General features: G+C 61.4%; 19 protein-coding genes. 10 read left to right on the top strand and 9 right to left on the bottom strand.

Annotated elements, in window-relative coordinates:
• Positions 1-50: 50 nt before the first annotated feature.
• From nhaC to rlmF, 5 genes are all read left to right on the top strand, one after another.
• Positions 51-1,514, top strand: a complete 1,464-nt coding sequence (nhaC, locus tag CUR33_RS07000; protein WP_289239124.1) for a Na+/H+ antiporter NhaC — start codon at positions 51-53, stop codon at positions 1,512-1,514.
• A gap of 213 nt (positions 1,515-1,727) precedes the next feature.
• Positions 1,728-3,104: a sodium:proton antiporter NhaD gene (nhaD, locus tag CUR33_RS06995; protein ID WP_289239123.1), complete on the top strand. Its 1,377-nt coding sequence runs from the start codon at positions 1,728-1,730 to the stop codon at positions 3,102-3,104.
• Positions 3,105-3,156: 52 nt separating this feature from the next.
• Positions 3,157-3,453 (top strand): winged helix-turn-helix domain-containing protein, encoded by a 297-nt coding sequence (locus CUR33_RS06990; protein WP_289239122.1) that lies wholly within the window; start codon positions 3,157-3,159, stop codon positions 3,451-3,453.
• A 15-nt stretch (positions 3,454-3,468) separates the two neighbouring features.
• On the top strand, positions 3,469-4,032 hold the full coding sequence (locus tag CUR33_RS06985; protein WP_289239121.1) for a VTT domain-containing protein: 564 nt from the start codon (positions 3,469-3,471) through the stop codon (positions 4,030-4,032).
• Positions 4,033-4,121: 89 nt separating this feature from the next.
• Entirely contained in the window at positions 4,122-5,150 is a 1,029-nt protein-coding gene (gene rlmF, locus CUR33_RS06980; RefSeq protein WP_289239120.1) for a 23S rRNA (adenine(1618)-N(6))-methyltransferase RlmF, read from the top strand.
• 10 nt (positions 5,151-5,160) lie between these two features.
• Here the strand turns inward: rlmF and CUR33_RS06975 are convergent, their stop codons facing one another.
• Together CUR33_RS06975 and CUR33_RS06970 are read right to left on the bottom strand one after the other, a co-directional pair.
• Positions 5,161-6,399, bottom strand: coding sequence for an SLC13 family permease (locus tag CUR33_RS06975; RefSeq protein WP_289239119.1), 1,239 nt, complete (start codon positions 6,397-6,399; stop codon positions 5,161-5,163).
• Positions 6,400-6,631: 232 nt separating this feature from the next.
• Positions 6,632-7,999, bottom strand: coding sequence for a choice-of-anchor I domain-containing protein (locus CUR33_RS06970; protein WP_289239118.1), 1,368 nt, complete (start codon positions 7,997-7,999; stop codon positions 6,632-6,634).
• A 172-nt stretch (positions 8,000-8,171) separates the two neighbouring features.
• On the opposite strand from CUR33_RS06970, the gene CUR33_RS06965 reads away from it, so the two are divergent.
• Both CUR33_RS06965 and CUR33_RS06960 read left to right on the top strand, forming a co-directional pair.
• Complete coding sequence (locus CUR33_RS06965; protein WP_170048302.1) at positions 8,172-8,966, top strand: substrate-binding periplasmic protein; 795 nt, start codon at positions 8,172-8,174, stop codon at positions 8,964-8,966.
• Positions 8,967-9,087: 121 nt separating this feature from the next.
• Positions 9,088-10,230 (top strand): ABC transporter substrate-binding protein, encoded by a 1,143-nt coding sequence (locus CUR33_RS06960; protein ID WP_289239117.1) that lies wholly within the window; start codon positions 9,088-9,090, stop codon positions 10,228-10,230.
• Here the strand turns inward: CUR33_RS06960 and CUR33_RS06955 are convergent.
• The 5 genes from CUR33_RS06955 to CUR33_RS06935 form a co-directional block, all read right to left on the bottom strand.
• Positions 10,227-11,513 (bottom strand): ABC1 kinase family protein, encoded by a 1,287-nt coding sequence (locus tag CUR33_RS06955; protein ID WP_289239116.1) that lies wholly within the window; start codon positions 11,511-11,513, stop codon positions 10,227-10,229. The two genes, CUR33_RS06960 and CUR33_RS06955, sit on opposite strands and share 4 nt — an antisense overlap.
• A 69-nt stretch (positions 11,514-11,582) precedes the next feature.
• Positions 11,583-12,374 (bottom strand): substrate-binding periplasmic protein, encoded by a 792-nt coding sequence (locus CUR33_RS06950; protein WP_289239115.1) that lies wholly within the window; start codon positions 12,372-12,374, stop codon positions 11,583-11,585.
• Between the two features lie 109 nt (positions 12,375-12,483).
• Positions 12,484-15,918: an SbcC/MukB-like Walker B domain-containing protein gene (locus CUR33_RS06945; protein WP_289239114.1), complete on the bottom strand. Its 3,435-nt coding sequence runs from the start codon at positions 15,916-15,918 to the stop codon at positions 12,484-12,486.
• Entirely contained in the window at positions 15,915-17,135 is a 1,221-nt protein-coding gene (gene sbcD / locus CUR33_RS06940; RefSeq protein WP_289239113.1) for an exonuclease subunit SbcD, read from the bottom strand. The genes CUR33_RS06945 and sbcD overlap by 4 nt, the downstream gene beginning before the upstream one ends.
• Before the next feature lie 8 nt (positions 17,136-17,143).
• Positions 17,144-17,563, bottom strand: coding sequence for an Lrp/AsnC family transcriptional regulator (locus CUR33_RS06935; protein WP_289239112.1), 420 nt, complete (start codon positions 17,561-17,563; stop codon positions 17,144-17,146).
• Between the two features lie 128 nt (positions 17,564-17,691).
• On the opposite strand from CUR33_RS06935, the gene yjeH reads away from it, so the two are divergent.
• Positions 17,692-18,960 (top strand): L-methionine/branched-chain amino acid transporter, encoded by a 1,269-nt coding sequence (gene yjeH / locus CUR33_RS06930; RefSeq protein WP_289239111.1) that lies wholly within the window; start codon positions 17,692-17,694, stop codon positions 18,958-18,960.
• Positions 18,961-19,010: 50 nt separating this feature from the next.
• On the opposite strand, the gene CUR33_RS06925 is transcribed toward yjeH, so the two are convergent.
• Together CUR33_RS06925 and bamI are read right to left on the bottom strand one after the other, a co-directional pair.
• Positions 19,011-20,867: a biofilm-associated metzincin protease Mep72 gene (locus tag CUR33_RS06925; protein ID WP_289239110.1), complete on the bottom strand. Its 1,857-nt coding sequence runs from the start codon at positions 20,865-20,867 to the stop codon at positions 19,011-19,013.
• A gap of 20 nt (positions 20,868-20,887) precedes the next feature.
• Positions 20,888-21,580 (bottom strand): biofilm-associated metzincin protease inhibitor BamI, encoded by a 693-nt coding sequence (bamI, locus tag CUR33_RS06920; protein WP_289239109.1) that lies wholly within the window; start codon positions 21,578-21,580, stop codon positions 20,888-20,890.
• A 358-nt stretch (positions 21,581-21,938) separates the two neighbouring features.
• On the opposite strand from bamI, the gene CUR33_RS06915 reads away from it, so the two are divergent.
• Together CUR33_RS06915 and yejK are read left to right on the top strand one after the other, a co-directional pair.
• Entirely contained in the window at positions 21,939-23,273 is a 1,335-nt protein-coding gene (locus CUR33_RS06915; protein ID WP_289239108.1) for a TAXI family TRAP transporter solute-binding subunit, read from the top strand.
• Positions 23,274-23,309: 36 nt separating this feature from the next.
• Positions 23,310-24,317: a nucleoid-associated protein YejK gene (yejK, locus tag CUR33_RS06910; RefSeq protein WP_289239107.1), complete on the top strand. Its 1,008-nt coding sequence runs from the start codon at positions 23,310-23,312 to the stop codon at positions 24,315-24,317.

Raw genomic sequence — 24,317 nt, 5'->3', positions numbered from 1 at the left:
TGGGGCTGGGCTTTAGCCAGCCACAGCTCTATTGATCGACCGGTACACCCATGACTGATACACGCTCCCCTTCCCTGCTGGATGCCCTGCTGCCGATTGGCGTGCTGGTTTTGCTGCTGGGCCTCTCCGTTTACCTGTATGGCGACAGCTCCTCAAGCGGGCCGAACCAGATCGCGCTGATGAGCGCCGCATTTGTCGCCGGCCTGGTCGGCCTGAAGAATGGCCTGCAGTGGGCGCAGATCGAGGAAGGCATCCTCGCCGGCATCCATATGGCGATGAAGGCCAACCTGATTCTGCTGGCGGTCGGCGCGCTGATCGGCACCTGGATTCTTGCCGGCACCGTGCCGACCATGATCTGGCTCGGCCTCAAGCTGATTTCCGCAGAATACTTCTACGTCACCAGCTGCCTGATCTGCGCCCTCACCGCGCTGTCCATAGGCAGCTCCTGGACGGTGGCCGGCACCCTCGGCATCGGCCTGATGGGGGTGGCCGCCGGCCTGGGCCTGGACCCGGCGATTACCGCCGGCGCGATCATTTCCGGCGCCTACTTCGGCGACAAGCTCTCGCCGCTGTCGGATACCACCAATCTGGCGCCCGCCGCTGCCGGGGCCGAGCTTTTTGCGCATATCCGCCTGATGCTGCGCACCACGGTGCCGGCCCTAGGCATTGCCCTGGTGCTGTTCTTTATCCTCGGTCAGCAGGCTGACGGTAGCCATGACACCGCGCGCATCGCCGAAGTGCTGCGGGCGCTGGAAAGCCAGTTCAGCCTGGGCTGGCATCTGCTGCTGCCAGTAGCCCTGCTGCTGTTTCTCGCGGTGCGCCAGTGGGCGGCCTTTCCAGCGGTGTTTGTCGCCGCGCTGCTGGGCGGGGTGTTTGCGGTGGTGTTCCAGCCGGAAGTGATGACGCGCCTAGCCGATCCAGCCGCCGGCAGCCTGGCGCCGCTGAAAACCGTGTGGACGGCGCTGTTCGCCGGTTATGAATCCAGCAGCGGTAACCCGGAGCTGGACGGCCTGCTGTCCAAGGGCGGTATGGCCAGCATGCTCACCACGGTGTGGCTGATCATCTGCGCCATGTGTTTTGGCGGCGTACTGGAAAAACTCGGCCTACTCCAGCGCCTGCTGCAAAGCACCCTGCACCTGGCGAAAAGCACCAGCAGTCTGATCGCCAGCACCATTGCCACTACCATTGGCACCAATATCATCACCGCCGACCAGTACATCGCCCTGGTACTGCCGGGTCGCATGTACCGCGCCGAGTATGAAAAACGTGGCCTGGCTCCGGTCAACCTGTCGCGCGCCCTAGAAGACGGCGGCACCCTGACCTCAGTACTGGTGCCATGGAACACCTGCGGCGCCTATATGGCTGCCACCCTCGGCGTGGCGACCCTGAGCTACCTGCCGTACTGCTTCTTCAACCTGCTGATGCCGCTGCTGGCAATCACACTGGCCTTTATCTTCCCGCCGAAGGTCATCACGCCCGTTCAGGCCGAACGCGACGACCACTCGCAAGCCTGAAGCTAGGTTCGCCCGCCACCGCGCATCGCCGCGCGGTTCGGGCAGCGCAGGGCTAACCCATCAGTCAGAAAACACCCGCTTAGGTCTCAGTGGGACTCGCTGCACGATATTTACCCTCCCAATTTCTGAGCATTTCAGGCATCTTCGTCCACGCATCAAAAGCTCGCGGCACTTCTAAATCAATAAAAAAGCCCTGCAAATGGAATTCTGACCATGTATGCGTTGATGGCATTTATCTTTGTCCTCGGTTACCTGTGCATCGCCCTCGAACACCCTCTGAAAATCGATAAAGCTGCGTCGGCCATCCTGACTGCCGTCATTTGCTGGACCCTGCTGGTACTCGGCGCGGACAGCATTCTGCCGCTGATAGGAGCCGCCACCCCTGGCGCCACGGGCAATGACCATCACGTGACTGAAGAGCTGCGCCATCACCTGGGTGAGATCTCCGAGATCCTGTTCTTCCTCATGGGCGCCATGACCATCGTCGAGCTGATCGATGCCCATGAAGGTTTCAAGGTCATCACTGACCGCATCCGCACCAACAAACGCGTCACGCTGCTCTGGGTGGTGGGGCTGATTACCTTCTTCCTCTCGGCCGTACTGGACAACCTGACTACCACCATCGTCATGGTTTCGCTGCTGCGCAAACTGGTCGACGACCAAAAGGAACGCTGGTTCTACGTCGGCATCGTGGTGATTGCCGCCAACGCCGGCGGCGCCTGGTCACCGATTGGTGACGTGACCACCACCATGCTGTGGATCGGCAACCAGATCAGCGCCAGCGGCATCGTCCTCAGCCTGTTCATCCCCAGCCTGGTCTGCCTACTGGTGCCGCTGCTGATCCTGAGCATGACCATGAAGGGCGAAATCCGGCGTCCGCTGCTCAGCGAATCGGACGAGGAACGCCGCGACCCGACCACGCCCTTCGAGCGCAACCTGGTGTTTGCTCTGGGCATCGGCGCCCTGCTATTCGTCCCGGTATTCAAGACCGTGACCCACCTGCCGCCTTACATGGGCATCCTTTTCGGTCTCGGCGTGCTCTGGGTGGTCACCGAGGTGATTCACCGCGGCAAGAACGACGAAGACAAGCACCCACTCTCGGTGGTTGGCGTTCTGCGGCGCATCGACACCACCAGCGTGCTGTTCTTCCTCGGCATCCTGCTGGCAGTCTCCAGCCTGGCCACCGCCGGCCACCTGACCCAGGTGGCGACTCTGCTACGCGAAAGCCTGGGCAATGTCTATGCGATCAACATCGCCATCGGCCTGCTCTCCGCCGTGGTCGACAACGTACCGCTGGTGGCCGGCGCCATGAAGATGTACCCCTTAGTCACCCCGGATGTGCTGGCCCTGGCCGGTGCCGACACCGCCTGGCTGAGCAATTTCCAGATCAATGGTACCTTCTGGGAAATGCTCGCCTACTGCGCCGGCACCGGCGGCAGCTGCCTGATTATTGGTTCGGCAGCCGGCGTGGCGGCCATGGGCATGGAGAAGATCAACTTCATCTGGTATCTGAAAAGGATCAGCCTGCTGGCGTTCCTTGGCTACATTTCCGGTGCCGCGGCCTATATCGCGATTGCCACCTTGAGCTGACCCTTCATCAGGCCGTGCGCCCTGCGCACGGCATAACATCAGGTAAATGCCCATGGATGTCAGCAAAACCCGCAGCAGCTTCTACCGCCGCCTGTACGTGGCCTGGCTGATCGACAGCGGCACGGCGTCCAACGTACCCGCCTTGATGGACGCCACCGGCATGCCCCGGCGTACCGCCCAGGACACCCTGAGCGCCCTGGCCGAGCTGGATATCGAGTGCACCTTTGCCCAGCAAAGCGGTGAGCGCAATAACGCCGGGCACTACGAGATTCGTGACTGGGGCGCGATCAATCCGCAGTGGATTGCCGCCAACCTGGCGCAGATAAAAGCCGTACTCGGCTACCCCTGAAGCCACGAGGCCGCCATGCGCAGTTCCTCCCGTCTGCTGCTGGTCATCCTGTTTCTGCTGGGTCTGTTCGTGCTGTTCGAAACCCTGGGCATCCGCGCGCAGTTCAACCTCGACGCCTTGCAGGCGCTGCTCCTGATGCACCCGGTCGTCGGTCTGCTGCTGTTTACCCTGCTATTGGCCCTGGGCAATCTGATCCAGATTCCCGGCTGGGTATTTCTCGCCGCTGCGGTGCTGGCCCTGGGACGGGTGTATGGCGGTGTCGTCACCTATATCGCGGCCTGCGTGTCCTGCACCGTCACCTACATCACCATTCGCTATCTAGGCGGAAACGCCCTGCGTGAGTTGAACAACCCGCTGGCGCAACGCCTGCTAAGCGGCCTTGATCGCCATCCGCTGGCCAGCATCATCAGTCTACGCATGCTGTTTCAGACCGTGCCGGCGTTGAACTACGCGCTGGCCTTGTCTGGCGTGCCCTTTCGCATCTACCTGCTCGGCACCCTGCTCGGCCTGCCGCTGCCCATTGCCCTGTACTGCGTGTTCTTCGACTACCTGGCCATGCTGCTCAATATTGCCCACTAGGGCCGGCATCAAGCGTTTACCTACAGTCGGCAAGCAACCTGCGTCCAGCTGTGGGAAAATCCCGCGCCCACGCCTTAGATCCGTCTGCCATGTCCTTGCCGCCGAAACGCCCCAGCCGAAAACCTGCCGCACCGCGCACCTCGCCCAGTAAACCTGAGGCCAACAAGGCCGATGCGAGCAAAGGCCAGTTGCACCCCCGCAATCGCCATCAGGGCCGTTATGACTTTCCCGCGCTGATCAAGGCCAGCCCCGAGCTGGCAGCCTTCGTGATCATCAATCCTTATGGCAAGGAAAGCATCGACTTCGCCAACCCGGCGGCGGTCAAGGTGTTCAACCGGGCGCTGCTCAAGCAGTTCTATGGCATCAATCATTGGGATATTCCGGCGGATTATCTGTGCCCGCCGATCCCAGGCCGCGCCGATTACCTGCATTACCTGGCCGACCTGCTGGCCGCCAGTAACGGCGGCGATATACCGCGCGGTGCCAAAGTGCGTGCGCTGGATATTGGCGTAGGGGCCAACTGCATCTACCCACTGCTGGGCCAACGCGAATACGCCTGGCAGTTTCTCGGCTCGGACATTGCCGCCAACGCCATCGCCTCGGCCAAAACCATCGTGCAGGGCAATCCGGGCTTGAGCGAGGCGATTGAGCTGCGCCAGCAGCGCGACAGCACGCATATCTTCCAGGGTTTGCTGCATGCCGATGAGCGCTTCGACCTGACTCTGTGTAACCCGCCCTTCCACGCCAGTGCGGAAGAAGCCAGCAGTGGCAGCAAGCGCAAATGGCGCAACCTCGGCAAGCTCGACCCCAAGCGCAAACTGCCGGTGCTGAACTTCGGCGGTCAGGCGGCAGAGCTGTGGTGCAAGGGCGGTGAAGCGGCGTTTGTCAGCCAGTTGATCAAGGAAAGCGCCGAGATAGGCCAGCAGGTGCTGTGGTTTAGCAGCTTGATTTCCAAGGCAGGCAACCTGCCGGGCGTGTACAGCGCTTTGAAGAAAGCCGGCGCGCTGCAGGTACAGACCGTTGAGATGGCGCAGGGCCAGAAGCAGAGCCGCTTTGTCGCCTGGACCTTCCAGACGCCGGAACAGCAACAGCGCTGGCGGCAGAACCGCTGGCAATAACCGCGGAGACTTACCAGGGCAGCCAGCCGCCCAACGCCAGCCATACCCCAGCCAGGCCCATGCTCAGCAGGGTCACCGGCACGCCGCTGCGGGCAAAGTCGATAAAACTCAGCGGCACGCCCTGACGCCGCGCGCTTTCGGCGACGATCAGGTTGACCACGCTGCCGATCAGCAGCAAGTTGCCGGCCAGCGTCGACATGATCGCCAGGCCCACCAACAAGGCCTCACTGGCCTCCGGCAACACGCCCAACAGCAACATCACATACGGCACATTGCCGATCAGGTTACCGGCAAACAGCGACAGGCTCGCCAGCGTGATCACCCCGTGCGGTAACAGGCCCAATTCGGCTAGAGTGCCCGCCAGACCCGCAACCTGCGGCAGGCTCATCGCCGCGCCCGTTACCACAAACAGCCCGGCAAACAGCAGCAACAGGTTCCAGTCGACCTTCTGCACATAGTCGCGACTGTCCACCCGCCGCGAGATCATCACCAGCACCGCGATCAACAGGGCGGAAATCTCCCGCGGCATGCTGGTGGAAAACAGCCCGAGCAGCACCAGGCTGGCCAGCAGCGGTTTCAGGTAACTGCGCACACCATAAATATGCTGCACCGGGGTTTCTGCCTGCGCAGCCGGCTTGGCCGTACCCCAGCGTTTGCGCCACTGCAGCCAGATCACCGCATAGGTTATGGCTAACGCCGCCAGTGCGGGCGGGGCGGCAATCCAGGTGTAGGACCAGAAATCCAGGCCGCCGGCCTGGCCGATCAGAATGTTCTGCGGGTTGCCGATCAGGCTCGCGGAGGAGCCGGCATTGCACGACAGCGCCAATGCCAACAGAAAGGGCCGTGGATCGAGGCCACGGGCCAGCAGGCTATGGCACAGCAACGGGGTCAGGGCAAAGGCGACGATGTCATTGACCAGCAGCGCCGACAGCACACCGCCCAGCCCCACCACGCCCAACAACAGCAGCGCCGGCTGCTCGGCATAGTGACTGAGCTGTTGGTTAAGCCAGGCGTACACGCCGGAGAAGTCGAACTGCGCACTGATCAGCATCAACGCCAGCAGCAGCAACAGCGCACCGGCATCCAGATGGCTGGCCGCCTCGGTCGGGGATTGTGCGCCACTGACCAGCAGTAACACCGCCGCGCAGCCGGCAATCCAGCTGCGGTCAACGCGCAGGCCACGGATGCCCCCTGCGGCCATGCCCAGGTAGGTCAGTACAAACAGAATTGAAACGACCCAAACGGTCATGCGTCAGCCATCCCCTCATACCCGCGCGATTGCGCTGCAGCACTCTAAAGGGCCTGAAGCTGACGGGGAACTGGCCGCAAAGAAAAAGGGGCCAGGAGCTATTTTCAACGTCGCGCAGCGACGACGCGAAAGGTGGCCACCAGGGATGGCAGGCCATAAAAAGCCGGCGCACAGGCCGGCTTGTTTGAGACTCGGCCAGTCGCAGACAGCGCGCCTGGCCGGAACAGGCGTATTACTTGAGCAGCTCGAACACCGCCACGTTGCCGCTCTTCTCCAGGCCAGTGACCAGGAAATGCCGACCCTCACGTTCAACATGGGCCAGCCCTTCCGGCGCCAGGTTGCCGGAGCCTGCGCCTTCACCGGCACCCACCACTTGCAGCACCTTGGGTTGCTCGGCCTGGTCCAGATCAATCAGGGCCAGGGCATCGGCGCGCTCCAGAGTTGCCACAGCCAGACGTTTGCCGAAGGCATCGAAACTCACCACACCTTCCGGCTCGCTGCCTTTGTTGGGGCTGCGCGCATCCGGGTAAACACCGGCCTGGGCGGCCATGTCGTCGAGCTGGCTGCCGGTATCACCGAGCAGCTTGCCGCTCATGGCATCGAACACACTGACCGTGCGCCCGCCACCGCTAGGCAAGCCAGCCTTGGTTTTGGCGATTTTCGGGTCGGTATCGCCTTCATCAGCGCTGACCAGGTAGCGGCCATCGGCGCTCACCGCCAGGGCATCGGGCTCGCGCAGAGCAAACAGCTCGGCCGCCGGGGCGTACTTGCCGTCATCGACGATGTCCGCGGCATGACGCACAGTGCCCAGGCCAAACACCTTGTCCAGCTTGCCTTGCAGCACATCCACCACAGCAATCGCGTTGTTCTCTTGCAGGCTGACGTAGGCGCGTGCGCCGTCCGGGCTGAAGGTCACGTATTCCGGTTCGATATGCTCAGGGCTGGTGCCGAACGGCACTTTCAACTCTTCGCCGTCGATCACCCGCTCCACCAGACGCTTGTGCTCAGCCTGGGTCGCGCCCTCGACACCTTTCAGGTCCGGCAGGGTGATCAGGCTGTGCTTAGCCGCCGCCACGCCGCCACGCAGGTCGATCAGGCTGATTGAGCCTTCACCGCTGCGGAAACCCTCGCCGTCACGCACATAGCCTTCGCCTTCGTTGGCCACCACGATGAAGTCGCCCTTGGGCGAAAACGCCAGGCTGTCAGGCCAGATGCCAATTTCAACGGTATTGAGCAGCTTGCCATCGGCCACCGAACGCAACTCGACGCGACCGTTTTTCAGGCCATCGCTGTTGCGGATGCACACGGCAAACAGGTCTTCGCTGGGGTGGAAAATCGCCGAGGTGATTTCCCCCGCGCCGGCAGCCACCAGGTTATGCCGGGCAATGCGATTGAGACCCTTGGCCGGGTCCAGCTGCAGCACATCGACCAAGCCTTCGGCGCTATTGGACACAATCACGCGCATGCTCGAGGCCTGCGCGCTGACAATTTCAGTGCCGGCCGCAAAGCCGCTCTCGTACAGCGCCAGGGGTTTAAGCTCAAGGGCAGAGGCCAACGGAGCCAGGGCAAAAAGCGCGCAAAGTGTAGGGATTCGCAGCACAGCAACTATCCTTATGCAGAGACATGGGGATTGAACAAATCCGCAGCAGTCTTCACCCGCACGATGACGTTTTAATGAAACATTAATGGCGTTTTATCTGCGCCTGCGCAGTGGTATTACTAGGTCATTAACACGTGTTGGCGATATTCCCGGTAGTCACTAAGGGGCTTTGATGAAGTGGAAAAACCTGTTCGTCGGGTTCTGTCTGTTGCTGGGGCTGCCCGCGCAAGCCAGCGAACAGCCAGAACTGAAGATCAGCGTCGGCGACTGGCCGCCTTATCTGTCCAGCGAATTGCGACACAACGGGGTGATCGCCCACCTGATCAGTGACCTGCTGGCCGATGAAGGCTATCGCGTCACCTTTCAATTTCTGCCCTGGCCACGCGCTTATTCATCAGCTGCGGCGGGCCGCTTTGACGCCAGCGCGGTGTGGATGCACAAAGCCGAGCGCGAGGCGGACTTTCTCTTCAGTGCGCCATTGCTCGACGAACAATTCGTGTTCTTTCACCTGAAAAGCCTGCCCTTTGACTGGCAGCGCTTTGATGATCTCACCGGCATGACCCTCGGCGGCGGCCTGGAATACAGTTATGGCCCGCAGTTCGATGCCTTTCTCGCCGAGAACAAGGTAAAGATGGAGCGCGTCTCCAGCGACCAGCAGAACTTCGAGAAGCTGCTCAAGGAGCGTGTAGTGCTCTACCCGCAGGAAATGAACGTCGGCTACGCCGCCCTGCGCAGCCACTTCAGCGCGGAAGACCAAGCCAAGATCACCCACCACCCTAAACCGCTGCTGGTCAACCTCAGCTACCTGATGCTGCCGAAAAGCCTGGAAGGCAGTCCGGCGCTGCTCGAACGCTTCAATAAGCGCCTGCAGCTTTACCGTGACAGCGGCCGTTACCAGCGTTATTTCGATGATCTACAGCAAGGCAAGTACCAGCTGGAGCCGTCAGCATCACCCACAAATGAGTAAAAACCGGTCTTTTATGCACAACTGACTAGAGTGCTTTAGAGAATCATATGCACAGCCAGAACAAGAAGAAATGGACGAGCAGGCCCTGCAGTCGCCTGCGATCAGGGCAAGGAGCGTATCGATGACATCTCGACAGCTGCTGCGTGGCCTGGTGATCAGCTGCCTGCTGATACCGGGTTTTGCCAGCGCAGCGGAGCCAGGCCTGAGCACAAATGAAGTGCGGATCGGCATGGTCAATGCGCAGAGCGGCCCGGCGGCAGCCCTGGGTTTGGGCATGCTCAATGGCGCTCAGGCCTACTTCAACCGCGTCAACGCCGAAGGCGGTGTGCATGGCCGGCGCATCACCCTGCTCAGCCGGGACGATGGCTACGAGCCCAGTCAGACTGCCGCACACACCCGCAGCCTGCTGAAAACCCAGCAGGTGTTTGCCCTGCTCGGCTATGTCGGCACGCCCACCTCACGCGCCGCCGTGCCGCTGGCGCTGCGGGCGCAAGTGCCTTACCTGTTCCCCTTTACCGGCGCCGAGTTTCTGCGCACACCGGCAAGACCTGGGGTGTTCAATATTCGCGCGTCCTATATCGAGGAAACCGAGCAACTGGTCGAGCGCATGACCCAGGACCTCAAGCTGAGCAAGATCGCCATCCTGATGCAGGACGACTCCTTCGGTGAGTCAGTGAAGGGTGGCCTCAACGGCGCGCTGATCAAGCGTGACCTAACGATTCATGCGCAGGCGCGCATCCAGCGCAATTCGCTGGACGTGACTGCTGCCATCCAGGCCTTGCAGCGCACCCAGCCGGAAGCGGTGTTCTTTGTCGGCACTTACAGGCAACTGGCGGCCTCGATCAAACAGGCGAAAGCGCTGGGCTTCAATACACGCTTTATCAGCGTGTCGTTTATCGGCACCGAGGGGTTTATCCGCGAGATCGGCAGTGACGGCGATGGGGTGTATATATCCCAGGTAGTGCCATCACCTGACGACCGCTCACTGGCGCTGGTGCGCGCCTATCAGGCCGATATGCAACCCGGCGATTTTGACCATGCCTCGCTGGAGGGCTATATCGGCGCGGCGGTGTTTACTCAGGCGTTGCGCAAAGCCGGTACTGAGCCTACACGCGAGACGTTTCTCGATGCGCTTGAACACCTCGAAACGGACCTGGGCGGCTTCAAGGTGGCGTTCTCGCGCAGTCAGCATCAGGGCTCAAGAGCGGTCTTCCTGACCCGTATCGAAAATGGCCAAGCCGTACCCGTTAAAACCATGCGCTAACGCCCAGCCAGCTGCACCTGCAACAGATCGGCCACCGGCAGCGCCACGCCGAGGCGGCTGAGGTTCCAGTAATGCCCTTCCAACGTGCGATTGACCAGCAAGGTGGCCGGTGCGGGTTGCAGGCTGCCCAACGCGCCCAGCACATCGGGTAACAACCGTTGCACCTGTTCATGCAACGGCGTGGCGGCAAAGTCCCAATGCACACCAGGTTGCAACAGCGGCCCGAGCAAACCATGCAGCTGGCGGTACAAGCCATAGGGTGTGGTGGATTGCGGCTGGCGTGTTCCCAGCGCTTGGAAGGCCTTTTCCAGCTGTTCGCCGTCGCGAGCCTGCAGCGCCTTGTAGGTTTGCACATAGGCCGCCAACAAGGGTGCGGACAGCGCCTGCACACAGCCGAAGTCATATACCACCAGCTCACCGGCAGCGGTGTAAGCGAAATTGCCCGGATGCGGATCGGCATGCAGCAGGCCCAGCTCGAAGGCCTGGGCACTCAGCCAGCGCACCAGGGTCAGGGCCAGGCGCTCCCGCACTTCGGCGCTGGCCTGGCTGACCTCGGCAAACGGCAAGCCGGCCTCCTCACTGAGCGCCAGCACACCGGGCCGGCACAGGTCTTCCTGTGGTTTCGGCAGGCGCAAGCCAGGCCAATCGGCGAAATGCGCGCGAAAGTCCTGCAAGCGGCGCATCTCCGCTGGGTAGTCCAGCTCGGCCTCAATCACGGAGGCCAGCTCTTGATACAGCCCTTCCAGCTGCGCGGCCGGCGCGCGGAACAGACGCCCCAGCGGCAATAAGCGGCGCAGCTGGCGCAGATCCGCTTGGCAGATCTCGGCGATTCCTGGGTATTGCACCTTGAGCACCAGCGCCCGACCATCCGCCGCTATAGCGCGATGCACCTGGCCAAGGGACGCAGCGGCAAAAGGCTGCTCATCAATCTGCTGAAAGAACTGCCCGAGGTCCGCGCCGTACACCTGCTGCAGGTGCCCGCGAAGTGCGCTAAAGGGCAAGGCCGGTACGCGGTTCTGCAGCGAGGCCAGCGCCTTGGCCACCGGCTCAGGCAACACACCCTGCCACTGCGAAGCCATTTGCCCCAGCTTCAGCACCGGGCCTTTCATCTCACCCAACACATCGGTGAGCAGATCGCCCACCGGCTGCCAATCAATCGCGCTGCGCCCTGGACGCAACCGTTGTCCCAATACGCTACCGCCGATACGTGTGGCCGTACCGGCCAAGGTCAGAAAGCGCCCAAGCGCAGAGGCAGACGGTGGAGCGGCGGGAGGCTTGGCCATGCAGCAATACTCATTGAGGCGAAGCACGATCATGCACCTGCCCTTGACAGGCTCCAAGCATTAACCGACTCAGGGCTGAGAGCGTGCCAGAAAATCCCGCACCTGCTGCCGATACGTCACCGACTCGCGCTGACGCTCAATTTCATCCCAGATACGCGCGGCATACGCGGGGTTATCCGCCACATAGGCGTTGGACAGCATCAGGTAGTAGGCCTTCTCTTCCAGCGGCAGTTTGACCTTCTCCAGCAGCGCTGACAGCTCAGGATTGCTCTGCAGCACAAAGTCGCCACGCAGGCTCTGTAGCGCCGCCGCTTCGATGCGTTTAAGGCTGAGCATCTGCAACAGCGCCAGGGGATCACGGCTGGTTTCATCCACCTCGGCGCCCTGAGCGCGAATAAAATCGGCAACCGAAAAGCCGCTCAAAGCCCCCACCCGCCCATGCAGTTGGCGAAACTCTTCACCATCCCAGCTCACCAGACTGTCTTTGCGTCGGTACAGGGCATAGATCGAGGTGTGCAGTCGCTTGCGTTCATCCAGCCGGCCCTCGGCATCCTGTGGGTAGCGACCGAGAAGCAAACGCTCCTCCTTAAAGCTGGAGGCAAAAGCGCCGTCATAAGTACCTTGAGCAAGCCCGGACAGGCAGCGTTTCCAGGGTACGGCAACAAAGCTGAACTGCACTGGCAAGGCATCGGCAACCAGGCGCAGCAGCTGCAGATTGAGCCCGCGGCCGTCGGCCATCACCCAGGGGTAAGAGTTCTTGTCTTCATAACAGAGGGTCAAAGCCTCGGCCGAACGTGGGGCCGCGTGGGCATCAAAAACCAGGCAACAGCAGCACAGCAGGTAGATCAACAGCTTGGCCAAGTGCAATGCTCCGAGACAGTGGAAAGCGTCGTTTCCTGATAGTGGGTGCGGCTTCCTGCGCGCTGTTTTTCAGTATAGGTAGGCATAGCCCAAGCAACGCTGGCGCAGATCAATTGTCTCGAACACTCACCGCAAAGCGCTTATCCAGGCCGCTGTAGCCCATGCCGACGCCCTTGTGCACTTTCAGCTGCACTGGGATGCGCTCCTTGAGCGCCTCGACATGACTGATCACGCCAATCATCTTGCCGCTGGCGTTGAGGTTATCCAGGGCATCCAGCGCCACCTCCAGGGTTTCGCCGTCCAGGGTGCCGAAGCCTTCATCGAGAAACAGTGAGTCGATACTGGTCTTGTGACTGACCAGATCGGACAGCGCCAAGGCCAAGGCCAGGCTGACCAGAAAGCTCTCGCCGCCGGACAGGGTTTTGGTGTCGCGCGCCGCATCGGCCTGCCAGGTGTCAATCACCTCCAGCTCCAGCTCGCCACTGCTGCGCCGCGCCAACTGGTAGCGGCCATGCAGGCGTTCGAGCTGCTGGTTGGCCAGGTAGACCAGATGATCCAGAGTCAGGCCCTGGGCGAACTTGCGGTATTTGGCACCATCGGCCGAGCCGATCAGGCTGTTAAGTTGCTGCCACAGGTCGTACTCGCCCTGCTTGGCTTGGATCTCGGCAAACAGGCTTTGCTGGCCGTGCCTTCGGGCGTCGTCACCTTGCAGCTGAGCGCGGATTTCGCCCTGGCGTTCGCTTAGGGCTTTTAGCTGGGCGTTCAGAGCAAGCAGCTGCTCATCCAACTGCACCAGGCTAAGTGCGGTGGCCGGGCTGGCTTGTAGGGCGGCCAATTGATGCGTGGCGGCACGGACCAAGGCCTGAGCATCATTCAAGGCTTTATCCAGACGCTGACGCAATTGCTGCAACGCGGCACGCTGCGCCTCATCCAGCAAGGCGGCCAGATAATCGGCTTCGGCATTAAAGGGGCTGGTAACCAGAGCGGCCGTCCACAGCTGCTCGGTCTGTTGCAGGCGCGCTTGTTCATCCTGCAAACGGCTGGCCAGGGCCTGACGGCTACCGGACAACTGCTGCTGGCGGCGCTGCGCCTCTTCCAGTTGAGTCTGCACCTGCTGCAAGGCTACCTGTGCTTCGGCTGGCCTGCCCAAGGGCGGTTGATCGGCCAGACCCAATGCATCCCAGCGTTGCTGCCAGAACTGGGCAAGCTGAGCTGCGTTTTGTAGCCCATGATCCAGCTCGCTTAACTCGCGCTGTAAATCCAGGCTGTGCTGCTGATTGTGCTGCCAGCGCTGCCACTCGGCCTGACGCTCAGCCAGCCAGGCGCTGGCGTCGTCCGGCAGCTGATAACCGAACTCGGCCAAAGCTTGGCTTAGGCTGGCGCTGCGCTCGCCGGCAACCTGCAACAGTTGCTGCAGACGCAGCTGGCCTTGCTCGTTCTGCTCCTGGCGCTGCTGCAGTTGCAGGCGGTTGAGCGCCTGCTGCTGTTCCAGCTGGCTGCACAATTGCTGCAGAACCAGCCGTGCCTGCTGGCACTGTTCGAGGTGGCTATTGAGCTGTTGCAGCTGCTCGAGGCTTTGCTGCAATTGTTGCAGCTCAACGCTCTGTCGCGCCTGTTGCTCAGCCAGGGCAATGGCATCGGCCAGCGAGGTTTCCAGCTGGGCATTAAGCGCCTGCCAGCGCTCACTCTGCTCGGTCTGGGTCCGCCGACCACGTTCAAATTGCTGCTGTTGCTGCTCCAGGCGGGCGGCGAGCTTTTCCAGCTCACCGGCCAGTTGCCGACCTTGTTCAGTCAGGGCCTCCAGCTCAGTGCGCTTGTTATTGAGCAGCGCCTTGGTCGCCGAAACATCCAGGGCCTGGTAGGCGCTGATTGCCGGGTGCGACTCGGAGCCACACAGCGGGCAGGCCTCCCCGGGTTGCAGCTGTGCACGATGGGCTTCCAGGGCCTGAATGCGCTGTTCCTGCTCCAGCAGTTTTTCCTGGGCCTGCACCTGCTGCTGCAAGTCCTTGTAGCTCAGACGCAGCTGCTCCACTTCGGCGTTCTTGGTTTGATGCTGCTCACGCAAGCTAATCAGGGCGGTTGTCAGCTGGTTCTGCTCAACTGCCAGGCGCTGTTGGGCCGCAGCCAGTTCGCCCAACTGCGTCAGCACACTGCCCTGGATATGCAGCTGCTGCCAGCGTTCACGCAGGGCCGCTTCGCTGCGCCCAACCAATAATTCATCGCGTTGCTGTTGTGCGACGTTTTCCTGCTCGCGCGCTTGTTGCAAACGGGCCTGCTCGGTGCTGAGCTGTTCAGCCTGCTGACCGAGCTGCGCCTGCAGGGCGGCGATGGTTTCTTGCAGTTGCTGCTGGCTCAGTTGCAGCTGGGCGATTTCCTCAATCTGTTGCTCGCGTGCCTTAAGCTGCTCGCCCCAACTGCCTAGCTGCTCACCCAGACGACCATGCTGCGGCTGCGCGGCCAGTTGTTGCTGCACCTGCTGCAGGCGCTCGGCCAGCTGCTGGCTCTGCGCCTGGCAATCGGCGAGCAGCGCCGCGCTAAGTTCGCGGGCCTGCCAACTGTGCTCGGCAATCGCCTGCTCAACCTGGCGCTGCTCAGCGGCATTCTGCTGCAAGCCCTGCTCGGTCTGCGCCAGGCTTTGGCGGGCCTGCTGCCAGTCATGGTGCAACGGCTGCAAACGCAACGCAGGCTCGCTGGCGGCCAGTTGCGCCAGCTGCGGCTGGGCCTGTTGTAACTCCTGTTGCGCCGCCTGCTCGGCCTGCTGGCTGGCGTGCAACTGAGTCTGGGTCTTGCTCAGCTCCTCGCACCAGCGGCGCTGGCGCTGCAACTCGGTTTGCTCTGTGCCCAGGGCAGCTTCATCAATAGCCAGTTGCTTGGCCTGCGCTTGCAGCTCGGTACGCTGCTCTTCGCTTAGCAGCTCGACACCATCAGCGCGTGCACGCAGCTGGTCGAGAGCGACTTTCACCTCGCGACACTGCTCGAACACCCGCTGGGAAATCTGCCCGTAGATATCGGTGCCGGTTAGTTCTTCCAGCAACTCGGCGCGCTGGTTGGCGTTGGCTTCGAGAAAGGCGGCAAAACCGCCCTGAGCCAGCAGCATGGATTTGGTAAAGCGCTCGAAATCGAGACCCGTGAGGCGCTCGGTCTCACGCAGCTTCTCGTTGATCTTGTCGGTAATGATCTGACCGTCAGCGGCGGCCAGCTCAACCTTGGGCCCCTGCAACTGACCGTCAGCCTTATCACGGGCGCGGCGCTGGCTCCAAAAGGCACGATAACCAACGCCCTTGACCTCAAATTCGACCTCGGCCAAGCAGTCTGCGGTGTGGCGAGTCATTAATTGATTGGTCTTATCCGACAGCGAGCTAATACGCGGCGTGCGGTGGTAAAGGGCCAGGCAGATGGCATCCAGCAGTGTGGTCTTGCCCGCGCCAGTCGGGCCGGTGATAGCGAACAGACCGTTGTCTTTGAACGGCTCGGCGGTGAAGTCGATCTTCCACTCGCCTTTGAGCGAATTGAGGTTTTTCAGGCGCAGGCTAAGGATCTTCATACCTCGCCCTCGCGCAGCTCGCTTACCACTTGTTGATACAGCCCCAGCAGGCGCTGCTGCTCGGTTTCGTCCAGGCTTTCGCTGCTTAGACGTTGGGCGAATACATCATCAACGCTCAGCTCATCCAGGGTTTCCTTGGCCTGGCCCTGCAAGCTCGCGCTGGCATTACCGCGCTCGCGGCGGATACGCAGCACTTCCACCGGCAGCCCTTCGCACAGCGCGGCGATGCGCAGCTGCAAATCGCTTAGGTAATCGTCGGTGCCGACCAGCACTTCCAGCCAAACCGGCTGTTCGGCGCTGCCTTGCTCCGCCGCTTGCTTGATCTGCACGTCCAGCTCTTTTAGCGAGCCGCGCAAGGACAGCAGCGGCTGAAAACGCGGTACAGGCAGCGCGGTGATCTGGCGCAAGCCACTGCTATCCAGCTCCACCAGCAGCACCTCTTTCTGCTGTTTGGCTTCATCGAAACTCAGGGGGATGGGCGAACCGCAGTAGCGGATATGCTCCAGCCCGCCGACCTTCTGCGGCCGATGGATATGCCCCAGGGCGATATAAGCGGCGGGCGGAAAGGCGCTGGTGGGAAAGGCCTCCAGGCTGCCGACATAAATCTCGCGCACCGAATCACTGGCGCTGGCACCGACCGTAGTCAGATGCCCAGTGGCGATAATCGGCAGGTTGCCGCCCAGCTCGGCACGCTTGGCCTCGGCCAAGACATAGAGATCCTGGTAGTGCTGCTGGATCGCCTGTTGCAACGACTGCTGCTTGTCCAGCGCACTCTGCCCGGCCTGGCTAAGCAATACATCGCGTGGGCGGATAAAGGGGATGCCACAGAGAATCGCACCCGGCGAGCCGTCGCGCCGATGCAGCACCAGCAGCTGTTCATCCAGCTGCACGCAGACGCCGGGAATTACCCGCGTCCCCAACTGCGCCAGCAGCGTCTTGCTCTCACCAAGCATGGCAACTGAATCGTGATTGCCGCCTAGCACCACCAGCTCACAGCCGGTGCCACGCAACTCGACGATAAAGCGGTTGTACTGTTCGCGGGCGTAGCTGGGCGGCGCGCCAGTGTCGAAGATATCGCCGGCGATCAGCACGGCATCGACCGCCAGCTCCCGTACCTGTTCGATCAGCCAGGCGCAGAACGCCTGATGCTCGGCCTGGCGGGTCTTGCCCATAAAGTGCTGGCCGAGGTGCCAGTCGGAGGTGTGCAGAATGCGCATGGGCTGAGTCAAAACTGCCAGTCCTTGACCACCATATGGGTCTTCACTTTCTGCATACCGGGGAAGTTTTCGATCTCGCCGCGAATCTCGCTCAGGCGTTGCATCGACGCGGCCTCGATGGACACCAGCATATCGGTCTCACCGCTGATGCCACTGCAACGGCGCACTTCCGGGTATACGCGCATCAGCTCGACATAGTGCTCGCAGCGACCGCCCTGGTAGAACAGCTCCAGATAGGCCTTGATCCCAGCAACGCCCGGCACCGTGACCTGAGCGTGATAGCCGCTGATCACGCCAGTGTGTTCCAACTGACGAATGCGCTCGCTGACCGCCGAACGCGACAGGTTGACCTCGCGGGCGATCTGGCTGACGGGTAAGCGCGCATCGGCGCGTAACAGGGCGAGTATCTGCTGATCGAACTTGTCCACGCGGGGCTCTCGAAAAAGGCAATTTGACGGCCAAATGCGCCAGATCGTCGGTTAAAGCCGACGCTTCGCCAGCAGCCTGTAACAGGCGGGCGATTTAACATGGCGAACGAAACCGCAGAGCATACAACATGAGTCGTCTGAACCCGGAATTGGGCCTGCTGCAAGGGATTGGCCTGCTAAGTACTTCACTGCTGGGCACCGGGATTTTTGTGATCCCGGCGCTGGCCGCCACCGCTGCCGGCGAGGCGTCGTTATGGGCCTGGATGCTGTTGATCGCTCTGGTGCTGCCAGTGGCGTTTACCTTCGCTCAGTTGGGTCGGCACTTTCCCCACGCTGGCGGCGCGCCGCATTTGATAGGCCGCGCCTTTGGACCGCGGATGGAGCGTATCAGCGCGCTGCTGTTTCTAGCGGTGTTGCCGGTGGGTTTGCCGGCAGCGCTGAATATTTCCACCGGTTTTTTCCAGGCCTTGTTTGCCATCGGCCGCGGTGAAGCGCTGCTGATTCAGCTCGCCACGCTGGGGGCGATGTTGCTCCTCGGCCAACGCCCGGCAAAGGCCTCGGGCATGGTGCAGGGGGCGATTGCCGTGGCGATTATTGCCACAGTGGGGTTGATCTGGTGGGCCGGTGATTTGCCCCACGCCAATCAACCTTTGCTGCCGGAACTGAGTGGTTCCTGGCATCTGCTGCCCGTCGCGCTGGGGGTGATGTTCTGGTGTTTTGTCGGCATCGAAGCCTTTACCCATATGGGCGAGGAGTTCAAGAACCCTGAACGCGACTTCCCACTGGCGCTGCTGTTGGGTGTGCTGCTGGCAGGCCTGGTGTACTGGGCCTTTTCGGTGGCGGTGTTGAGTTTTCATGCCTACGGCGATGTGCAGACCGATGCTGCGTCCCTGCCGCGTATGCTCGACCAACTGTTCGGCGCCAAGGCCCGTTGGCTTAGCGCGCTGATCGGCTACTTGGCCTGCTTTGCTTCGATGAATGTCTATGTGCAGGGCTTCGCCCGGCTGATCTGGAGCCTAGCCGATGAAGGCAAATTATCGCGCCCGCTGGCCCAACGCAACCATCACGGTGTGCCGGCTCGCGCCCTGTTGCTGGTGGTGATGATCTGCGCCCTGTGCGCCAGCTTGGCAGCGGTGATGCAACTGTCGGTGGACCAACTCATCCGCTATGCCAATGGCAACTTTGTGCTGATTTATCTGTTCAGCATGGCCGCTGGTTGGGTGCTGTTAAAAGGACTGTGGCGGTGGCTGGCGGCGTTTAGCGCGCTGCTCTGTGCCCTGGTTATGGTCGCTCTGGGCAACGACGCCTGGTACGCCGCGGGCCTGCTGCTGGCCTTGGCGGCGCTGGACTGTATTCGCAGCCGTCGTACGCCGACCTCACCCTCTTCGGCGCATTAACCGCAGGCAAAAAACTGGCGCCCCAACCACGGGCGCCAGGTTTTTTTCGGCTAGAGCCGGTTAAGGCTGATGTTATCCAGGTACAGCGATTGGTCTGGGCGGGTACCAAGCACCAGCAGTTCCATGCGTCGATAAGCGCCGGCCGGCACCTGGAAGGTCTGCTGCAACTTGCTCCAAACGCCGCCCTTGGTATTCACCACACCGAGTGACAGCGTACGAGCTTTGCCGGACGTGTCTTCAAGGTAGAGGTAGGCATAGGACAGCGCAGCGACGCTGGCGGTGCGGCTTACCATAACGTCAGCGCTAAAGCGATACGACAAACCTGGCTGCACCTTGCCCACAAGCAACAGGCTAGCGCCAGTGCCATCGGCCTTACGCGCATAGACCTCCAGCGACTTGCCGGTCTTCGCCAGCGCGGTGAGCCGATTGCTGCCGTAGAAGCCAGTCCACTCCCCGATCGCGCTGTCGAACGTCCAACTGAATGCCGCTGGCGTAACTGGCTTGACCGCGGTGGTGGGCGTCACTTCGCTGAGCTGAACTTCGTCCAGCAGCACACCCAAACGGTTGACGCTTAATAGGCCCAGGTAGGTGTTACGAATGACGGTGGGTGGCGGCTGGTAGATAAAGGTCATGTCTATGGGCGTGAACTCGCTGCTGGTCACCGACTTGATCGCGCCGTTGGCGCTGCTGTAGCTGATACCGGCGTTTTCCTCATGGACCATGCCTAAGTACACGTTACCGCGCACGTTGGTGCCCTTGAGCATGACCTTGGCTTTCAACCGGTAGGTGGCGCCCACCTTGAGCGCGCCGACAGAGGTGGCGAGCATATCGTCGCGACCAGCCGGCAGGTCGAATTGCAACGCGTCGTCACGGCAGGTTTTACCGACGTTAAGTTGGCTCAGCTTGGCCACGTTAAGTAAGGTTTTCCAACCATCCAGGGTGCGGAACTCACCGTTGGTTACCAAGCTTGTGAGGGCGGGCTTGGCGCACCAGGCCGTTACCGGCGGTGCTACGGGCGGGACCGGTGTGGTGGGTGTGGTGGGCGTGGTCGGCGTAGTAGGTTTGGTCGGCGTGCTGGTGGGGTTGACCGTTTCGGGCACTTTTGTCGGACGCAGTGCGGCGATGTGTGCGGCCATGTCATTTAGCGCGCGAGCGGCGTCAGCATAGCTGGCACGGCCACACGCCTGGTTGGCACAGGTACTGTCAGCCAGCGCTGGGGTGGAAAACAACGGCGCCTGCACCGACGCGTTAAACGCCTGCGGGTAGGCCATGATGGTCGCGAAACGCCCCTGCACGCCATAGCCGCGGCCCCACTCATAGGTGCCTTGGTGAATGCCCCGAGCCAGGTAGGTGTAGTAACCCTCGGTCTGGTCTTGCTCGTAGGAGTGACGCAGCCCAAGGTTGTGGCCAATCTCGTGAGCCATGGTGCTCAGGCTGCAATCCACGCCGGTGATGCCGTAGGCACTGGCCCAGGCGCCATTCTGGAACGTGCCGCTGTTCTTCGGCCCGGAGAGCACGTAACCAATGCCGCACACCCCATAGCCCTGGCCCACTTGGGTACGGCTGATCAGTTGCACCACGTCGGCGCCGTAGGTTTCACGCAGTTGTTGTACCCGCGGGTCGGCGGCGAACGCAGACAAATCTTTGCCAGATATGGTCGGGTAGCTGGCCCAGTTCAGCAGTTGCCGGTTGACCAAGCGTAGACGCAGGTTGACGTTACTTTTCTTGAACGCGTTGTTGGCAAATTCGATGTAGCTGGCGATGCGTGCGTCAATGTCACGCCCATTAGGCAGGGCTTGCGCCTCTTTGGTGTAGAGCACCAGCAAATCGACGGTGCGCGGTTCGGTGGCAGCTTGAGTCAACGGGGCCAGCAAGAGCATGGCCAGGCAGACGAATAATTTTTTCATGGTTTCTAATCCTGTAGCACTCAGCCGCGGGTTGGCGGTGGGAGTGGCTGCAACGGCGTGGATTCAGGGGTCACGAGGGCGTCCGGGGTGGCACGCAGCAGCAGCTCGTTCTGGTCGGTAATCAGCGTGCTGCCGGTGGCGTTGTCCACCACAAACGACAGGGTCTTATCGCTGGTTGCCAGGGTGATGTGGGTCTCCAGTTGCCCGCGCACGACGGTCAGCGAGTCTTCCGGCTGCCCCCCCTGCACCGACCCGCTCCAAACGGCGACACCGGTGTTGTGGGTCTCGTCCAGCGTGGCGCGTAGCGGTTCTTTGCGCCCCGGCACGGCCAGCTGCAGGGTTTTGCCCACGGCCAGGGTGCCAAGGGCAGAAACCGGCATGTTGGTGCGGTAGAGGGTCATTTCGTCTTGCTGCTCGGGCACCAGCGAACGGCTGTCCCAGAGCTCAATCACGTTGTCAGCCGGTGCAGCCGTTTGTACCGTTACATCTTCAACTGGCGTGCTCGCGACCACACCCGCAGCGGCAACCGACGGCGCACTGAAAGGCTTGGATGGCAGCAAACCGGTGGACGGCGCCGCAGCAGCCAGGGCAGAAGGCAACGGGGCAGAAGGCGTAACAGCGACGTTGGCCGTTGAAGGCTCGTGCAGTAAAAATGCAAGCGTGGCACCTGAGGCAAGCAGGGCTACTGCCACATAAAGCAGGGTTCGGGGCATAGGCCACCTTCCTACGTTCAACCCGCAACAGCCGGGTTAGAGCGAAACCACGGAAGAGCATCCCTGACAGACCGCGGAACAGGTTAAACCGTCGTGTAGCAACGGCCGGTTGCTGTTCGTTTTATTGACGTCAAAATATTGATATCACAGTGCCATCACTGCCCACAAAGACGAATTCGCTATAGAGAAACCCTGAAAAACGCATTCCAGAAGCTTATAAAGCTGCCTGACGCTTCGTTTGCGCTCTAAATCGAGCGCCAGGCAAAGCCCCGCACGACGCACGTGTACAAAGGCAACAGGCGAAAAAGACGCCGGACGGTTAACCTTTACGCACTCAGAGCAAGGCCAAGGAACTGCAATGCGAAGAATCCTGCGCGACCTAAAGATTATGTTGTTGACCAACCTGTGGATCGTGCCCGTAGTGGCCGCCTTGGTCGGTGCCCTCTTCTACTTTGTCGCCCCACCACCGCCCATGCATGCCCGCATGGCGACCGGCGCAGTGGGCGGTGGCTACCATGCATTTGGCGAGCGGCTGCGGGACGAACTGGTGCTACAGGGTTTCAGCCTGGAACTGGTGGAGAGCGCAGGCTCTGCAGACAATCTAGGCAAACTGGGTCGCGGCGACGTGGAACTGGCCATGGTCCAGAGCGGCCAGGAACTGACCCTTAGCGACGAGGCGCGCAGCACCCTCAATGGCCTGGGCGTGATGTACCGCGAACCGCTGTGGCTGTTTCTCGGCGACACGGTCAAATTCGAACGCCTGAGCGATCTGATCAAGCTGCGCCTGGCCATCGGCTCCGCCAACAGTGGTACCCAGGCAGTAACCGCGGCACTTTTTGCCGCCAACCGCATCGAGCCGCCACAGTACCCACAGCGCTGGCAACAAATGGGCGGCAGCAAGGCCGCTGATGCGCTGATAGCGGGCGAACTGGACGCGGCCTTCTTCGTGGGCCCCGCCGAAAATGCATTGATCCAGCGCCTGGCTGCGGAGCCCAAAGTACGCCTGGTCAGCTTGCGCCGTACCGAAGCCTACCTCGCACGCCTGCCCTACTTGAGTCAGTTGCAGGTGGGCGAAGGCATGCTCGATATGCAGCACAACACGCCAGACCGTGACATCGTGACCCTCGGCCCGGTCGCCACCTTGGTGGCCGGCGAGGAATTCCACCCGTCACTCACCCCGCTGATCCTCGAAGCGGCGAAAACCGTGCTGAAGAATGGCAGCCTGCTCGACCCGGCCGGCAGCTATCCGGCCAAACCGCCACTGTCACTCAATACCCTGAACGAAGCCGAGTACTACTACGACAAGGGCCTGCCCATCCTGCAGCGCTATCTGCCGTTCCGTATTGCCTCCCTGGCTGACCGCTACATCATCCTGGCCATTCCACTGTTGGTGCTGTTGTTCCCGCTGTTCAAGGCCATCGGACCGATCTACCAGTGGCGTATCCGGGCGCGCATCTACCGCTGGTACAAACACCTGCGCGAGATCGACCAGCAGCTCTACAAAGGCAAACTGCCCAGCGACCTGGATGCTGAGATCCTCCGCTTGGAACGCCTGGAGGATGAGTTGGCGCGGATTGAAGTACCGCTGTCCTACTCCAGCGAGCTGTACCAGTTGCATATGCACCTGCGCTACATGATCGAACGCCTGAATGCACTGCAGCAGCGCACGACTGCCAAGCAGCTGGTCGGGTAAGATGCGCGCTTTCCGTTTACGCACCACGAGGCCGCTATGCCGATCCGCCACTGCATCGTTCACCTGATCGACAAAAAGCCTGATGGCACCCCCGCCGTGCTGCATGCTCGCGACACCGAGCTGGCCGCCTCGCAAGCCATCGAAAACATGCTCGCCGACCTCAACGAGAGCTATAACGCCAAGCAGGGCAAGGCATGGGGCTTTTTCCACGAGGAGTCCGGTGCCTATCCGTTCAGCGGCTGGTTGAAGCACTACCTCGACGAAGGTCAGGACTTTGCCGCCTTCAGTCGTCAGGCGGTCGAGCAGCTGCAGAAGCTGATGGAAGAATCCAACCTGTCCACCGGCGGCCATGTGCTGTTCGCCCATTATCAGCAAGGCATGACCGATTACCTGTCGATCGCCCTACTGCACCACAGTGAAGGCGTGGCGGTGAACGAGGCGTTGGACGTGACCGCCGCCAAGCACCTGGACCTGAGCCAGCTGCACTTGGCGGCGCGCATCAACATCTCCGAGTGGCGCAACAACGCCAACTCCAAGCAGTACATCTCGTTTATCAAGGGCAAGAACGGCAAGAAGGTCTCGGAGTACTTCCGCGACTTTATCGGCTGCCAGGAAGGCGTCGATGGCCCGGGCGAAACGCGCACCCTACTGAAAGCCTTCAGTGACTTCGTGGAAAGTGAAGACCTGCCGGAAGAACAGGCCCGCGAGAAGACCAAGACCTTGGTCAGCTATGCTGCGAACCAGGCCAAACAAGGCGAGCCTATCACCCTCGATGAGCTATCCGGACTGATCGACGAAGAACGGCCCAAGGCCTTCTTTGAGCATATCCGCAACAAGGATTACGGCATGGCCCCGGAATTTCCGGCGGACAAACGCACCCTCAGCCAGTTCCAGCGCTTTACCGGGCGCGCCGAAGGCCTATCAATCAGCTTTGAAGCTCACCTGCTCGGCTCGAAGATCGAGTACGACGAAAACACTGACACCCTGGTGATCCGTAACCTGCCGACACAGCTGACCGATCAGCTCAAGCGCCGCAAAAACTAA

It is taken from the genome of Pseudomonas sp. FEMGT703P (genome assembly GCF_002786345.1).
Lineage (GTDB): Bacteria > Pseudomonadota > Gammaproteobacteria > Pseudomonadales > Pseudomonadaceae > Aquipseudomonas > Aquipseudomonas peli.
The sequence above is the reverse complement of the archived record's forward strand: the minus strand, read 5'-3'. Positions and strand labels throughout refer to the sequence as shown.

What these genes read in the sequence shown, in the direction of transcription:
- nhaC (WP_289239124.1), top strand. Translation starts at nt 51, where the DNA reads ATGACTGATACACGCTCCCCTTCCCTGCTGGATGCCCTGCTGCCGATT.
- nhaD (WP_289239123.1), top strand. Translation starts at nt 1,728, where the DNA reads ATGTATGCGTTGATGGCATTTATCTTTGTCCTCGGTTACCTGTGCATC.
- CUR33_RS06990 (WP_289239122.1), top strand. Translation starts at nt 3,157, where the DNA reads ATGGATGTCAGCAAAACCCGCAGCAGCTTCTACCGCCGCCTGTACGTG.
- CUR33_RS06985 (WP_289239121.1), top strand. Translation starts at nt 3,469, where the DNA reads ATGCGCAGTTCCTCCCGTCTGCTGCTGGTCATCCTGTTTCTGCTGGGT.
- rlmF (WP_289239120.1), top strand. Translation starts at nt 4,122, where the DNA reads ATGTCCTTGCCGCCGAAACGCCCCAGCCGAAAACCTGCCGCACCGCGC.
- CUR33_RS06975 (WP_289239119.1), bottom strand. Translation starts at nt 6,399, where the DNA reads ATGACCGTTTGGGTCGTTTCAATTCTGTTTGTACTGACCTACCTGGGC.
- CUR33_RS06965 (WP_170048302.1), top strand. Translation starts at nt 8,172, where the DNA reads ATGAAGTGGAAAAACCTGTTCGTCGGGTTCTGTCTGTTGCTGGGGCTG.
- CUR33_RS06960 (WP_289239117.1), top strand. Translation starts at nt 9,088, where the DNA reads ATGACATCTCGACAGCTGCTGCGTGGCCTGGTGATCAGCTGCCTGCTG.
- CUR33_RS06955 (WP_289239116.1), bottom strand. Translation starts at nt 11,513, where the DNA reads ATGGCCAAGCCTCCCGCCGCTCCACCGTCTGCCTCTGCGCTTGGGCGC.
- CUR33_RS06945 (WP_289239114.1), bottom strand. Translation starts at nt 15,918, where the DNA reads ATGAAGATCCTTAGCCTGCGCCTGAAAAACCTCAATTCGCTCAAAGGC.
- sbcD (WP_289239113.1), bottom strand. Translation starts at nt 17,135, where the DNA reads ATGCGCATTCTGCACACCTCCGACTGGCACCTCGGCCAGCACTTTATG.
- yjeH (WP_289239111.1), top strand. Translation starts at nt 17,692, where the DNA reads ATGAGTCGTCTGAACCCGGAATTGGGCCTGCTGCAAGGGATTGGCCTG.
- CUR33_RS06925 (WP_289239110.1), bottom strand. Translation starts at nt 20,867, where the DNA reads ATGAAAAAATTATTCGTCTGCCTGGCCATGCTCTTGCTGGCCCCGTTG.
- bamI (WP_289239109.1), bottom strand. Translation starts at nt 21,580, where the DNA reads ATGCCCCGAACCCTGCTTTATGTGGCAGTAGCCCTGCTTGCCTCAGGT.
- CUR33_RS06915 (WP_289239108.1), top strand. Translation starts at nt 21,939, where the DNA reads ATGCGAAGAATCCTGCGCGACCTAAAGATTATGTTGTTGACCAACCTG.
- yejK (WP_289239107.1), top strand. Translation starts at nt 23,310, where the DNA reads ATGCCGATCCGCCACTGCATCGTTCACCTGATCGACAAAAAGCCTGAT.